The organism is Pseudolactococcus reticulitermitis, from assembly GCF_002260845.1.
In the GTDB taxonomy this organism is placed as follows: Bacteria; Bacillota; Bacilli; order Lactobacillales; family Streptococcaceae; genus Pseudolactococcus; species Pseudolactococcus reticulitermitis.
Genome location: NZ_BEDT01000005.1, coordinates 96999 through 110082, shown reverse-complemented (window position 1 = coordinate 110082; position 13084 = coordinate 96999). Strand labels below are relative to the sequence as shown.

At 45.5% G+C, this 13084-nt stretch carries 14 protein-coding genes; 4 read left to right on the top strand and 10 right to left on the bottom strand.

Features of this window, described 5'->3' with window-relative positions:
- Window positions 1-38 precede the first annotated feature (38 nt).
- The gene (gene recA / locus RsY01_RS09300) at window positions 39-1223 is read right to left on the bottom strand and encodes a recombinase RecA (protein ID WP_094785265.1); all 1185 of its coding nucleotides are present in this window, start codon (window positions 1221-1223) and stop codon (window positions 39-41) included.
- A gap of 118 nt (window positions 1224-1341) precedes the next feature.
- Window positions 1342-2175, bottom strand: coding sequence for a DNA-formamidopyrimidine glycosylase (gene mutM, locus RsY01_RS09295; protein WP_094785264.1), 834 nt, complete (start codon window positions 2173-2175; stop codon window positions 1342-1344).
- A 102-nt stretch (window positions 2176-2277) separates the two neighbouring features.
- Between mutM and RsY01_RS09290 the strand changes: the two genes are divergently transcribed.
- From RsY01_RS09290 to dusB, 4 genes are all read left to right on the top strand, one after another.
- A complete protein-coding gene (locus RsY01_RS09290) occupies window positions 2278-2736 on the top strand; it encodes an AraC family transcriptional regulator (RefSeq protein ID WP_157905811.1) in 459 nt (152 codons plus the stop codon).
- A 61-nt stretch (window positions 2737-2797) separates the two neighbouring features.
- Complete coding sequence (locus RsY01_RS09285) at window positions 2798-4231, top strand: UDP-N-acetylmuramoyl-L-alanyl-D-glutamate--L-lysine ligase (protein ID WP_094785262.1); 1434 nt, start codon at window positions 2798-2800, stop codon at window positions 4229-4231.
- Between the two features lie 79 nt (window positions 4232-4310).
- Window positions 4311-5171: an Hsp33 family molecular chaperone HslO gene (gene hslO / locus RsY01_RS09280; protein WP_094785261.1), complete on the top strand. Its 861-nt coding sequence runs from the start codon at window positions 4311-4313 to the stop codon at window positions 5169-5171.
- Window position 5172: 1 nt separating this feature from the next.
- Window positions 5173-6162, top strand: a complete 990-nt coding sequence (dusB, locus tag RsY01_RS09275; protein ID WP_094785260.1) for a tRNA dihydrouridine synthase DusB — start codon at window positions 5173-5175, stop codon at window positions 6160-6162.
- 51 nt (window positions 6163-6213) lie between these two features.
- Here dusB and RsY01_RS09270 read toward each other — a convergent pair whose 3' ends face one another.
- From RsY01_RS09270 to hisS, 8 genes are all read right to left on the bottom strand, one after another.
- On the bottom strand, window positions 6214-6618 hold the full coding sequence (locus RsY01_RS09270; RefSeq protein ID WP_094785259.1) for an HU family DNA-binding protein: 405 nt from the start codon (window positions 6616-6618) through the stop codon (window positions 6214-6216).
- Between the two features lie 457 nt (window positions 6619-7075).
- Window positions 7076-7228: a restriction endonuclease gene (locus RsY01_RS09265; protein ID WP_238594972.1), complete on the bottom strand. Its 153-nt coding sequence runs from the start codon at window positions 7226-7228 to the stop codon at window positions 7076-7078.
- Between the two features lie 171 nt (window positions 7229-7399).
- The gene (locus RsY01_RS09260; RefSeq protein ID WP_094785258.1) at window positions 7400-8266 is read right to left on the bottom strand and encodes a YitT family protein; all 867 of its coding nucleotides are present in this window, start codon (window positions 8264-8266) and stop codon (window positions 7400-7402) included.
- Between the two features lie 68 nt (window positions 8267-8334).
- Entirely contained in the window at window positions 8335-9210 is an 876-nt protein-coding gene (locus RsY01_RS09255; protein WP_094785257.1) for a YitT family protein, read from the bottom strand.
- A 6-nt stretch (window positions 9211-9216) separates the two neighbouring features.
- Window positions 9217-10959, bottom strand: a complete 1743-nt coding sequence (gene aspS, locus RsY01_RS09250) for an aspartate--tRNA ligase (RefSeq protein WP_094785256.1) — start codon at window positions 10957-10959, stop codon at window positions 9217-9219.
- 131 nt (window positions 10960-11090) lie between these two features.
- A complete protein-coding gene (locus RsY01_RS09245; RefSeq protein ID WP_094785255.1) occupies window positions 11091-11333 on the bottom strand; it encodes a hypothetical protein in 243 nt (80 codons plus the stop codon).
- Between the two features lie 3 nt (window positions 11334-11336).
- Window positions 11337-11567, bottom strand: coding sequence for a hypothetical protein (locus tag RsY01_RS09240; protein ID WP_094785254.1), 231 nt, complete (start codon window positions 11565-11567; stop codon window positions 11337-11339).
- Window positions 11567-12850, bottom strand: a complete 1284-nt coding sequence (gene hisS, locus RsY01_RS09235) for a histidine--tRNA ligase (protein WP_094785253.1) — start codon at window positions 12848-12850, stop codon at window positions 11567-11569. Before hisS ends, RsY01_RS09240 begins: the two co-directional genes overlap by 1 nt.
- Between the last annotated feature and the right edge of the window lie 234 nt (window positions 12851-13084).

Sequence of the window (13084 nt, the reverse complement as noted above, 5' to 3'; positions counted from 1 at the left end):
GTTTAATATTCCTTTTGTTTTTCAACTAAAAATAGACTTTATTCTTCAATTTCAATCGTGTCTAAATCGAGAGAGACTAATTCAGGTTCGGCTTCTTGTTTCCCTTTTTTAGCTTTAGTTGCTTTTTTTGTCACTTTTTCTTCAGTTTGGTCTGTTTGTTCGGCAGTCGTTTCGCCCTCAATTAAACCAAATTTTTCACGCACTTTACGGTCGATTTCATCAAATACTTCTGGGTGTTCTTTCAAATAAAGTTTCGCTTTTTCAGAACCTTGACCGATTTTTTCATCGTTGTAAGAGAACCACGCGCCTGATTTTTTGATAATCTCCAAATCAGTTGCGATTTTGACTAGCTCGCCAGTTCGAGAAATCCCTTCGCCAAACATGATTTCAACTTCAGCAACTTTAAAAGGTGGCGCCACCTTGTTTTTCACGACTTTAATCTTAGTTTCTTTCCCCATCGCCGTGTCTTTATCATCGCCAGTTCCCTTGATTTGCGTGTTACCACGGACATCAAGACGAACAGAGGCGTAAAATTTCAAGGCGCGACCACCAGGTGTTGTTTCTGGGCTACCAAACATGACCCCAACTTTTTCACGCAATTGGTTGATAAAGATGGCGATTGTTTTCGTTTTATTGATGGATGCTGATAATTTACGCATGGCTTGCGACATCATCCGTGCTTGCAAACCAACGTGAGAATCACCGATTTCGCCATCGATTTCAGCACGTGGGACAAGGGCTGCAACTGAGTCGATGACAACCAAATCAATGGCACCAGAATCAATCAATTTACCTGCAATTTCAAGACCTTGTTCACCAGAATCTGGTTGAGACAGCAAGAGTTCATCGATATTGACACCAAGCGCTGCGGCATAGGCAGGATCAAGCGCGTGTTCTGCATCGATAAAGGCTGCAATCCCGCCCTCTTTTTGGGCTTGTGCCACCGCATGAAGGGCAACAGTTGTCTTACCTGATGATTCTGGCCCATAGATTTCGATAATCCGCCCTTTCGGATAGCCACCCGCACCCAAGGCAATATCAAGTGCCAATGACCCCGAACTCATGACCTGCACTTTTTGCTCAGCCTTGTCGCCCAGACGCATCAAAGCACCCTTACCAAAGTCTTTTTCAATGACTTTTAGGGCATCATTGAGCGCTTTTTCACGCTCTTCGCCAAATTTCTTCGTAATATCGTCTAAATTTTTCTTAGCTTTTTTTGCCAATCTTTCTCTCCTCGTTTCATACACGACCAGTTTTATGACCCGACCGCAAAACTTTCACAATACCCTATTATAGCATTTTTCCGTCTACTTTTATATACGTAATGCACCGTCAACTTGCTCAAACTTTTTTCAATTTCTGACATTTCGGGCAAAAATGCGTGCCACGTCCCGCTAGCTTATACTTCTCGATTGGCGTCCCACAGCGGGCACACGGCTGTCCCGTTTTCCCGTAAACCTGTAAATAATTCTGCATGGTGCCGTTCATCCCAAGCGCATTTTGATAGCTGCGAATGGTAGAACCACCATGTTTGACACCCTCTGCTAAGATATGAATGACAGCACGCCTCAGCTCTGCCACTTTTTGGGGCGATAAATGTCGAGCGATTTCAGACGGATGGATTTTAGCCAGCCACAAGGCCTCATCTACATAGATATTACCCAAACCCGCCACCAAAGACTGATCCAATAAGTAAGGTTTAAGCTTCTTTTGACTGCCTGAGAGCTGATCTTGCAACGTTTTTAAATCAAAGTCCGCCTCAGTTGGTTCTGGACCAATTTTTTTACGGCTGAAAAAATCGCCAAGCTCTAGCGTTTTGACCAGCTCCATGGTGCCAAATTTTCGGACATCTTGATAGACGAGGGTTTGTGCGTTTGACAAGTCAAAAAAGGCATGAAAATGCTTGTTGTCCGGCACTTCAGAACTGGGATAACGCAACCATTTCCCCTCCATCCGCAAATGACTGACCAAGGTCTGCTCACCTAAATCAAACAACAAATACTTGCCGCGACGATTGACCTGATGGATGGTTTGATTGACGAGATAGGCTTTAAACTCAGCCAAATCAGACTGAATCATTCGCTTGTAATTAATCTTGACTGCTGAGATTTTCTGACCGCGGACGAGGGTGTTGAGCCCACGCCTGACGGTTTCGACTTCTGGTAATTCTGGCATGGCACTTTCCTTTAACATTTATTTTAAATAGGGGTTGTCATCTATTTTAAATGGCTATACAATGCACTTAGACACCGGTGGACTAAAACGATGGAGCGCACAATGAAAATCGAACAAATTTCCGAAACACACCTCATGTACCAACGGCGAATAGGGGCTTATGGTCTTACAAACAAGCACCTGATGACTGACTTTAAGGCTTGGCTCAAGACGCAGCAGCTTTTGACAGATGATGCCGTTATTTTAGCCTTGGCTTGGGATAATCCCGAAACCGTCACACCCCAAAATTGTCGCTACGATGTTGCCTTAATCGTAGATAATTTTGATACTTTTGAAGAGTTGCTTTCGCCGACTATCAAAGCAGGACATTTAAAAGCTGGACGGTATGCTGTTTTTACAATCGCCCATACCGAAGCTGCCATTCAAGCCTGCATGCAAAATCTGTTTGCTGACCTCGCACAAGCAAGCTATACTTTTAATCCGCAGCAAGCCATTATTGAGCGTTATGCCATGGCGGTGCTTAAAGATGAGTTATGCGAAATCTGCGTGCCAATCCTTTAAGATTGAGACACGACTTTTAATCTATTAACAATTTTACCAAAAAATCCGCTATAATAGAGCTATGATAACTTTAAAGACCGTGATCGCTATTTTAAAACAAGACCAAAATTTTCGTGACATTATCAGTGACGGTGCTTATTTTAGCAGACCGCAACAAAACCTGACTTTTAGCCAGCTTTCCTATGATAGTCGGAATGTGACCGACAGCACCCTCTTTTTCGCCAAGGGGCTGAATTTCAAGCGTGAATTTTTGGCAGATTTAGCCATTCCTTTTTATGTATCTGAAACAGACTACGAGGTCGGCATCCCTGCCATTATCGTCAATGATGTCAAGCACGCCATGAGTTTGATTGCCATGGCTTTTTACGGTCAGCCACAAGATGCGCTCAAAACCCTGGCTTTTACGGGTACGAAAGGCAAAACGACTGCCGCTTACTTTGCTAAAAATATCCTAGATACGCATAATGGCGGTAAAACCGCTATCTTTTCAACCATGGAAACAAGCCTTGACGGGAAGACTTTTTTCAAATCGCAACTGACGACACCTGAAAGTCTTGACCTCTTTCGGATGATGCGTGAGGCTGTCAGTAATGGCATGACGCATCTGGTCATGGAAGTCTCGTCCCAGGCTTATAAAACCGCCCGTGTTTACGGTCTGACCTTTGATGTCGGGGTCTTTCTGAATATTTCGCCTGACCATATCGGCCCGATCGAGCACCCGACGTTTGAGGACTATTTCTACTGCAAACGTCAGTTGTTGGCTAATTCGCGCTATGCCGTGGTCAATGCTGAGATGGCGCATTTTGACTTTGTCAAATCTGAGTTGACAGGCGAGACTGCCTTTTATGGGACGGGGTCTGAGCACCCAATTTCAAACTCTGAGGCTTTCTCTTTTTCTGCCCTGGATACCAAGTTTGAGATTCAGTTAATTGGCCGTTTTAATCAAGAAAATGCCGTCGCTGCAAGTCTGGCTGCCATTCGCCTAGGGGCGAGCTCAGCTGATGCGCAGGTCGGTGTCGCGATGACGACTGTGCCTGGCCGCATGGAGGTGTTGACGCAAGCCAATGGTGCCAAGGTTTTCGTCGACTACGCGCATAATGCCGATAGTTTGGCGAAGTTACTCGATGTGGTGTTGCCCCACCAGACGGGGCGCGTGGTGCTTGTGATAGGCACGACAGGGAATAAAGGCGAGAGCCGACGTCAAGGTGTGGGCGAGCTTTTGGAGCAACTGCCTGAGATAGAAGTGATTTTGACTGCGGATGATCCGAATTTTGAAGATCCTGCTGAGATTGCGCGCGAAATTGCGAGTTTTATCACGCGCGATACTCAGATTATCGTTGATCGGGAAACGGCAATTCAGACCGCGATGGCCAGCACTTCTGGTGCTGCCGATGCGGTGATTATCGCTGGCAAAGGGGTCGACGCCTATCAAATCGTCAATGGCGTGCGTGAGCCTTATGCAGGTGATCGCAAGATTGCTGAGAAATATTTATAAACTGATGAAAACGCCGTGGGCGTTTTTTTCTAGCCCAACTCCTTTCCACCGCTCCCACATTTATGTTAAAATATAGCTTATGGATAAGATAATCAAGACAATTTCAAATAACGGGCATTTTAGAGCCTATGCCCTTGAAGCGACACAGACGGTTAGTGAGGCGCAAAAGCGACATCAAACCTGGTCAAGCTCGACGGTTGCGCTTGGTCGGACTTTGATTGCGGCGCAAATTTTAGGTGCCAATCAAAAAGGCGATGATATGATTACCGTCCGCGTGCAAAGTAATGGCGCGATTACCAGTATCATTGCGGTCGCAGATACACGTGGCAATGTCAAAGGCTATATTAAAGAACCAAATGTCGACTACAAACGTGGCGCAACTGGCGAAGTCTTGGTCGGCGATTTAGTCGGTCAGGGCTGGTTTTCAGTCGTGAAAGACATGGGCTTGAAAACACCCTATACCGGTCAAACGCCTTTGATTTCAGGGGAAATCGGCGAAGACTTGGCTTACTACCTGACAACTTCTGAGCAAACACCTTCGGCTGTTGGCTTGAATGTCTTGCTCAACGAAGATGAGTCTGTCCACGTTGCCGGTGGTTTTTTGCTCCAAGTCATGCCGGATGCCCCTGAGGCTGAAATCGCAGCTTTTGAAGCACGCATTCAGAACATGCCTGCCATTTCTAAGCTCTTGCGCTCACATGACCACTCTAAAGCCATTTTAGATGCCATTTACGGTCAAGACCAGTACAAAATCTTGGTCGAATCGCCTCTGGCTTTCCACTGCGATTGCTCTAAAGAACGGTTTGCTGACGGTATCCAAGGCCTTGGCAAACTAGAAGTTGAAAAATTAATCACTGAAAATCACGGGGCGGAAGTCATTTGCCAGTTCTGCGAAACAGTCTACAATTTTTCTGAAAATGATTTGAAAGAACTGATATAAGATGACGAATACCTACGATACACCCTGGAAAATTGGAAATGTTGACATCAAAAACCGCATCGTCCTCGCCCCGATGGCGGGGATTAACAACAAGGCTTTTCTTAGCCTTGCGAAAGACTTTGGCGCTGGTCTTGTGGTTACAGAAATGATTTCTGATAAAGGCATCGAATACCGCAATGCTAAGACCTTATCCATGCTGGATTTTGATGGCGTACCAAATCCCTTGTCGATTCAAATTTTTGGTGGCGATGCTGAGACGCTGGTCGCTGCTGCGAAATTTGTCCAAGCACATACGACGGCTGATATTATCGATATTAACATGGGCTGTCCTGTCCCTAAGGTCACTAAAAATGAATCAGGCTCCCGCCTCCTGCTAGACCCTGATAAGGTGTATGATGTGGTCTCTGCCGTTTCATCTGCTATCGACCTGCCCTTAACGGTCAAGATGCGGCTCGGATGGGATAAGGATCATCTGTTCGCCGTCGAAAACGCGCTAGCTGCTGAAAAAGCGGGTGCTGCTGCCATTGCCATGCACGGGCGAACGAAAGCTCAGATGTACGAGGGCAAGGCGGACTGGGCTTGGCTCGCCAAGGTTGCGAGCCAGATGACGATTCCTTTCATCGGGAATGGCGATGTCAAAACGCCTGAGGACGCGAAGCGCATGCTGGATGAGACCGGTGTCGATGCCGTGATGATTGGGCGTGCAGCACTGGGTAACCCTTGGATGCTGAAACGGACGGCGCATTTTTTAGCCACTGGCGAGGCAATGCCTGAGCCAAGCGTTGCTGAGAAAATCGAAACGGCCAAGGTTCACTTGACACGCCTGACGGAGCTTAAAGGGGATGAAAACGGTTCTCGTGAATTCCGCCAACACGCCGCTTACTACCTCAAAGGGGCACCTCGGGCTGCCAAGGTTAAAGTCGCCATCAATCAAGCCAATTCTGCTGCGGAGATTTCTGGCATCTTTGATGACTATTTGAACCTGTTTTGATAACCAAAAGACTGCTGTCGGTTGACGGCAGTCTTTTTAGCTTATCGTGGTTTATTTCGCTACCTTGGGTTTTTCATCTTTTTTAAACTTAGCTGTCGCTAGGGCGTTCACTAGCTTATCGCCTGCTTTAAATTTTATTTTGGCGCCTTTGATGAGCTTAACGTTAAAGGCTGCCTCAGTCTCAGCGCCCTCACTGTTAAGTGAGAGACTAAAGTTGCCCAATCTGCCAAAACGAACGATGTTCCCTTCAACGATTTCAGATTCGACAAGCTTAGCAACTTCGTTTAAAACGGCTAAGACGTCCGTATCACTGACTGTCGTCGACCCTTTCGCAATCTTTTCTGCCAAATCCGCCAAGGTTACCTCGCCAACCGACTTCGCGATGGCATAAAACTTAGGTGCCTCCTCAGGATGTTGGAGATTTGTTCTTGGGACGAGATGATAATGAATTGCCATACTATTTTTCCTTTCTGCGCATTCCTTTGCGACTACTTGAAACTTGACTGACGCTACTGCTCCGGTAGAAATTTGCTATTGCGACGACAGTTTTTCGCTACCGCTACAGTAGAAATTTGCTACCGCTACGATAGTTTTTTGCTACCGCTGCGACAGAAATCTGCTATCGCTACTGTCGTATTCTGCTACCGCGCCATCAGTGAACTCAAGACATCGTCATGTCTTGACTTGCTAAACACGACACCTTCATGTGGTGTTGCTAAACAATTCGCGCGAGTTGTTTATAGCTCTACTATAGCATATCTTGACAGCTTTATTTTCGAGATGTCATGAACGGTTATAAAATATGCCATGAACGACCATTTTTTTGATAATGGCAACTCAAGACAGCAAAAAACACCTGAAAATTGTTTTTCAGGTGTTGCCTAATCTCAAACATTTGTAGGGCTAACTGTCATTAAAGCATAGGTTTCACTTTTTCTTCAATAAAGGCAATCTCTTGTGCCTCAAGTCCGTATTTTGGATAGAAAAACTGGTCGATTTCAGCAATTGCTTTTTTCCATGGGATATCTGAGTTGGCTGTGAAGTCTTGGAGGGGACATATTGCCAAGTCTCAGGTGTATTATGTTGTGTAATTTTTAAAACTCCCAATAACACACGTGTAAATTTTGATTTTACATATTTCAAAGTAAATTCCGCTTCTGATAGTGTAGCAAAAACATACCCGACATTTTCGTCAAGTCACTCTTATTATTTGCTTTGAACAAACATCGGGAACCTGTCACGATTTTAAATCTTCGGTATAAGTAAACCCACTCCCAATCACTTCATGAACATTAATAATCGAAACAAACGCATCGGGGTCAATTTCTGCTAGGATGCCTTTGACGGCTTGGACTTGGATAGGACTTAAGACGACATAGATGACCTTAGTATCTTGACCCGAGTAGACGCCTTCTGCCTTAAGATAGGTCGCGCCACGACCGATTTCATCTGTGATTTTTTGGCTGATTGCTGTGTGCTTCCGGCTGATAATCAGCATCCCTCGCACAGTGTAACCTCCATTTTGCACGACGGCAACGACTTGGCTAAAGACGAAACTGGCAATGACGGTGTACATCATGTGCTGGATGTCGATGTAGGAGAGGGACAGGGTGAGGACGACGATGTCAAAAACGAAGAGGGTTTGACCGAGGGCGAAGCCTTTTTTCTGTTCAAAGTAGCGGCCGATGATGTCGCCGCCGCCCGTCGTGCCGCCAAAGCGAAAGACGATGCCGCCGCCAATCCCCGCAAATATACCAGCGAGCAGGGCGGCGATTAAGGTGTCGTGCGCGAGGTCGATTGAACAGCTCATGCGCTGGAAGAGCCAGATAAAAACAGAGAGACAGATGGTGCCGTGAATGGTGTAAATCATGCCCCGCTTGCCGAATATTTTCACGCCTAGAATAAATAGGGGAATGTTGAGCACGATTTGCGTATAGGCGGGATTGATTTTAAACAGGGCATGAAAAATCAAGGTAATCCCGCTGACACCGCCCTCTGCCAAGTGATTGACCATGTTAAAATTTACAAACCCAAAGGCGTAAATCGCCGTTCCCAAGGCAATCATCAGGAAATTCAGGGGGTGAAATTTGACTTCTTTATTCATTTATTCTCCTCAAAAAATAAGATTGCGATCCTTCATCACAATCTTATCAAAGTGCTAAGCCTTATCTTTTAATTATCATCCTCAACAAAACGTCCTAAAACTTTCACGTTTTCAGCGATTGAGACAAAGGCCGTCGGATCCGTTTTTTTCATGATGTACTTGAATTCCTGATACTCGGCTTGGGTGATAATCGTGATTAAAATCGTCATATCAGCGCGTGTGTAGCCACCCTCAGCTGATCGAACCACCGTCACGCCCCGATGTAGCTGTTGGTGCAGAGCTTGGGTAATCTCGACCGGATGTTGGGTGATAATGGTCGCCTGCATCTTACGTTGCTTGGTATAGATAGCATCGGTCACACGGCTAGACACAAAAATCGTGAGCAGCGAATAGAACATATATTGCCAACCAAAAAGCACCCCTGCAATCATCACAATGATACCATTGAACAAAAGGCTAATATGTCCAACTTGACGGCCTGTTTTCTTCCGAATATAGAGGCTGACAATGTCCGTGCCACCGCTGGAAATCCCACTGCGGAGCGCATAGCCAATACCAGCACCCATCACAGCACCACCAAAAATTGCATTGATAATCGGGTCAGTCGTCATGGTGTACTCAGGGATAATGTGGATGAAAATCGAGCTTAAAGTGACCGTAATCACCGTGTAAATGGTAAAGCGTTTGCCAATTTTTAGCCAAGCTAAAATCAGCAAGGGCAGATTCAGCAGATACAAGGTGATGGAGACGGGAATATTGTGCTCTAATAATTTAGAGGATAGAGTCGTGAAAATCTGCGCCAGACCTGTAATGCCACTAGAATAAACATGTCCCGGCTGAAAGAAGAAATTCAGAGCGACCGCAGACAGAATCGCATAGACGACTGACGCTGAAAGTTTGTACATCAGCTTTTCAATAGATAAATTTTTAATGACGTTCATCATAGGGGATTATTTTCCGATTTTCAAATTGAGTTCGGCTAGTTGTTGGTCAGAAACCAAGCTCGGGGCTTGTGTCATTGGATCCGTTGCCTTATTATTTTTCGGAAAGGCAATGACTTCACGAATATTATCTTTACCAGCTAAAAGCATGACGAAACGGTCAAGCCCAAGCGCTAGGCCACCATGTGGCGGGAAACCGTAGTCCATGGCTTCCAATAAAAAGCCAAACTGTTCATTGGCAGCTTCTGTTGTGAAACCAAGGGCTTTGAGCATGCGCTCTTGCAGATCTTTGTGGTTAATCCGCAAGCTACCACCACCCAACTCATAACCATTGAGTACGATGTCATAGGCGACTGCACGAACCTTAGACAAATCCCCCTCAAGTTCAGGCGCGCTCTCTGTTGTCGGCAAAGTAAAGGGATGGTGGGCGCTGGTGTAGCGATCTTCTTCTTCGCTCCACTCAAACATCGGCCAGTCGATGACCCAAAGGAAATTAAACTGATTTTGGTCAATCAAATCTTGTTCTTTAGCAATGCGACTGCGTAATGCGCCAAGTGTCGCATTTGCCACATCCAATTCATCGGCTACAAAGAGGACTAAATCTTTATCCGTCAAGGCGAGTTTGGTAGCCAATTCATCGGCAATTTCTGGCAGGAATTTCGCGATAGGGCCTGAAAATGCATTATCTACAAACTTAACCCAAGCCAGACCTTTAGCACCGAATTGTTTGGCGTAGTCGGTCATTTGGTCAATGTCTTTCCGCGAGTAGGCATCTGCCGCATTTTTAGCAACGATGGCTTTGACGACTGGCGCCTCTGTAAAGACCTTGAACTCAGCCTTTTTGACAATGGGAGAGACATCTGTCAAGAGCATCTCAAAGCGTGTGTCTGGCTTATCAGAACCATAGTCATTCATGGCGTCATCATACGTCATGCGTGGGAAAGGCAAGGTCACGTCGATATTTTTCGTGTCCTTCATGACCTTAGCAATCAAGCCCTCTGTCAAATCTTGAATGTCCTGTTCATCAAGGAAAGATGTCTCCAAATCGACCTGTGTAAATTCAGGCTGACGATCGCCCCGCAAGTCCTCATCACGGAAACATTTAACGATTTGATAATAGCGGTCAAAGCCAGCATTCATCAATAACTGTTTCGTGATTTGTGGCGACTGTGGCAAGGCATAAAAATGTCCTTCCGAAATTCGACTCGGCACTAAATAATCACGCGCCCCTTCCGGTGTTGACTTAGTCAAAATCGGTGTTTCAACATCAATAAAGTCCAAATCGTCCAGATAATGACGGATAGCCTTGGTCACATTGTGACGGAGTTTAAAATTCGCTAACATCTCAGGACGACGCAAGTCCAGATAGCGATAACGCATGCGTGTGTCGTCACTAGCCTCTAAGTCATCTTTGATTTCAAAGGGTGTTGTCTTGGCAACATTTAACACGGTCAAATCAGCCACTTCAAGCTCGACTTGTCCTGTTGCTAATTTATCATTGGCTTGCCCGCGGGCGACAACCGTTCCTGTCACTTCGATGACAAATTCACTGCGCAGACTTTCTGCTGTTGCTAAGACTGTTTTTGAGGCCAATTCAGGGTTCACTACCAACTGCATGATCCCTTCACGGTCGCGCAGGTCAATAAAAATCAAGCCACCAAGGTCACGACGGCGTGCTACCCAGCCTTTAAGCGTCATGGTTTGACCGATATGTTCTGAGCGGACGGCGCCCGCATATACTGTACGTTTCATTTTTTTATTTCCTTAATTAAAATGTTGAGGCGACTGCCATGGTGTGTCGAAAATTAGGAAAAAGACGTCAAGACACGACAGTGTCTGCGTACTTTTATCTATTTTCCTAACACCAAGGAGCCGAAACTCAATTATAATACTTTCGATAATATCAACATCACAACCTGCAAACTAACTGCTAGAAAAACTAACACCGTCGTCAAGCGACTTTCTTTGAGAAAGGTATTGATTTTCTTGACTGCCACCACATAGAGCGCGACAAATAACCAGAGATTGAGACCCTTATCATCGCCTTGTGCAAGTTTGAGCACGCTGATAATGATGATTAAAATCGCTAAAATTCTGATGAATATATGGACTTTCTTGTCAGTCATACGCTACCTCGCCAGAAACGATGTGACAAATAAGAGGATAAGCGTGATAATGACGACAACCCGTGCGATTTTGTCCTGTGTAATCGCCTTATCGCGATTAAAAATCACGATTAAGACACAATAAATGATGAGAAAAGTCCGGTCAAACTGATGAGAATGTGTCAGAATTTGATACAAACTAGCAGCGCTTGATAAGGCCGATAAGCCCATCAATATCTTGAGTTTATCTGCCATCAGTCAGCCGTCACTTCTGCAAAAACAGCGTCAAACTGACTTTCAATCTCGCTCAAAGTTGTCTTGACTTCTGCACGGGTCACATTGTTTTTAACGACAATTTCGCCGGTTTCGACTTCTGTTTCCCCAAGAGTGATGATGGTCTTCGCCCCAAATTCTTCTGCCGACTTGAATTGTTGCTTAATCTTGCGATTTAAGACATCACGTTCCACACTATAGCCTTGATCGCGCAGCGACTGAACTAACTTGAGTGCTGCAACATTGGCGCTTGCGCCCAAAACAACCACGTAAACATCGAGCGGCTGCGAAACTGGCAAGGACGTGCCCTGCTCCTCCAAGACGAGCAGGAGGCGATCCACACCAATCCCAAAGCCAAAGCCGGGGGTCTCAGGGCCACCAAAATAGCTAACCAGCGCATCATAGCGCCCGCCGCCGCAAATCGTCAACTCCTTGCCCTTAATCTCCGTCATAAACTCGAAAATCGTGTCGTTATAGTAGTCCAAGCCCCGCACCATATTCTGATCGACGGTGTAGGCGATATTAAGGCTTTCCAACATGGTCTTGACGTCGGTCAAATGCTGCTGACTGGCGTCAGTCAAGAAATCCAGAATTGAAGGCGCGTCTTTGACGATAGCAATGTCCTGTTTATCCTTGGAATCTAAAACACGCAAGGGATTTTCATGCAAACGGCGCTTAGAATCATCAGATAGCTTGTCAAGATGCTGTTCCAAATAAGCAATCAGAGCTGTACGATAACGTTCACGCGTCTCGCTATCCCCCAATGAATTGATAACCAGCTTGATATTTTTGACACCGACTTGGTCAAAAAAGGCTTTAGCCATGGCAATCGTCTCGACATCCGTTGCGGGATTTTTTGAGCCAAAATTTTCAACACCAATCTGATGAAACTCACGCAGACGACCAGCCTGTGGGCGTTCATAGCGAAACATTGAACCCGTATAGTAAACTTTAAAAGGTTTTTGAACTTCTGGCGCAAATTTTTTGTTTTCGACATACGAGCGAACAACGGGCGCTGTCCCTTCCGGACGTAAGGTCACATGACGGTCACCCTTGTCATAAAAATCGTACATTTCTTTGGTGACAATGTCTGTCGTATCGCCAACAGAACGCGAAATCACTTCATAATGCTCAAAAAGTGGCGTGCGAATTTCACTAAAGCGGTAGGTCGCAAAAACGCGACGCATGGTGGCTTCGACAAACTGCCATTTTTCACTCTCACCGGGCAGAATATCAACCGTGCCTTTGGGTCTTTGTAATTTCATAGTTGCTCTTTACCTCTTTCATTTCCTATAAGAAAACGCCCCTGAGCGTAGACATATACTCAGTTAACTCAAGAAAGAAAACAAAATTTTTGAGATATTTTCTGTCAATTCGAGGCGATGAGGCGATGACACACAGGTGTACGTCAAGACTTATCAACGATGAAGTGGCGGAAAATAACCGAAAATGTTTGCTTTATTGGGTTAAGTGAGTATATACGCTCAAGGACGATAATA

Coding starts and splice junctions, on each gene's coding strand:
- hslO (WP_094785261.1), top strand. CDS start 4,311: ATGGATAAGATAATCAAGACAATTTCAAATAACGGGCATTTTAGAGCC.
- RsY01_RS09285 (WP_094785262.1), top strand. CDS start 2,798: ATGATAACTTTAAAGACCGTGATCGCTATTTTAAAACAAGACCAAAAT.
- RsY01_RS09290 (WP_157905811.1), top strand. CDS start 2,278: ATGAAAATCGAACAAATTTCCGAAACACACCTCATGTACCAACGGCGA.
- RsY01_RS09270 (WP_094785259.1), bottom strand. CDS start 6,618: ATGGCAATTCATTATCATCTCGTCCCAAGAACAAATCTCCAACATCCT.
- RsY01_RS09240 (WP_094785254.1), bottom strand. CDS start 11,567: ATGGCAGATAAACTCAAGATATTGATGGGCTTATCGGCCTTATCAAGC.
- aspS (WP_094785256.1), bottom strand. CDS start 10,959: ATGAAACGTACAGTATATGCGGGCGCCGTCCGCTCAGAACATATCGGT.
- RsY01_RS09260 (WP_094785258.1), bottom strand. CDS start 8,266: ATGAATAAAGAAGTCAAATTTCACCCCCTGAATTTCCTGATGATTGCC.
- RsY01_RS09245 (WP_094785255.1), bottom strand. CDS start 11,333: ATGACTGACAAGAAAGTCCATATATTCATCAGAATTTTAGCGATTTTA.
- RsY01_RS09255 (WP_094785257.1), bottom strand. CDS start 9,210: ATGATGAACGTCATTAAAAATTTATCTATTGAAAAGCTGATGTACAAA.
- mutM (WP_094785264.1), bottom strand. CDS start 2,175: ATGCCAGAATTACCAGAAGTCGAAACCGTCAGGCGTGGGCTCAACACC.
- hisS (WP_094785253.1), bottom strand. CDS start 12,850: ATGAAATTACAAAGACCCAAAGGCACGGTTGATATTCTGCCCGGTGAG.
- dusB (WP_094785260.1), top strand. CDS start 5,173: ATGACGAATACCTACGATACACCCTGGAAAATTGGAAATGTTGACATC.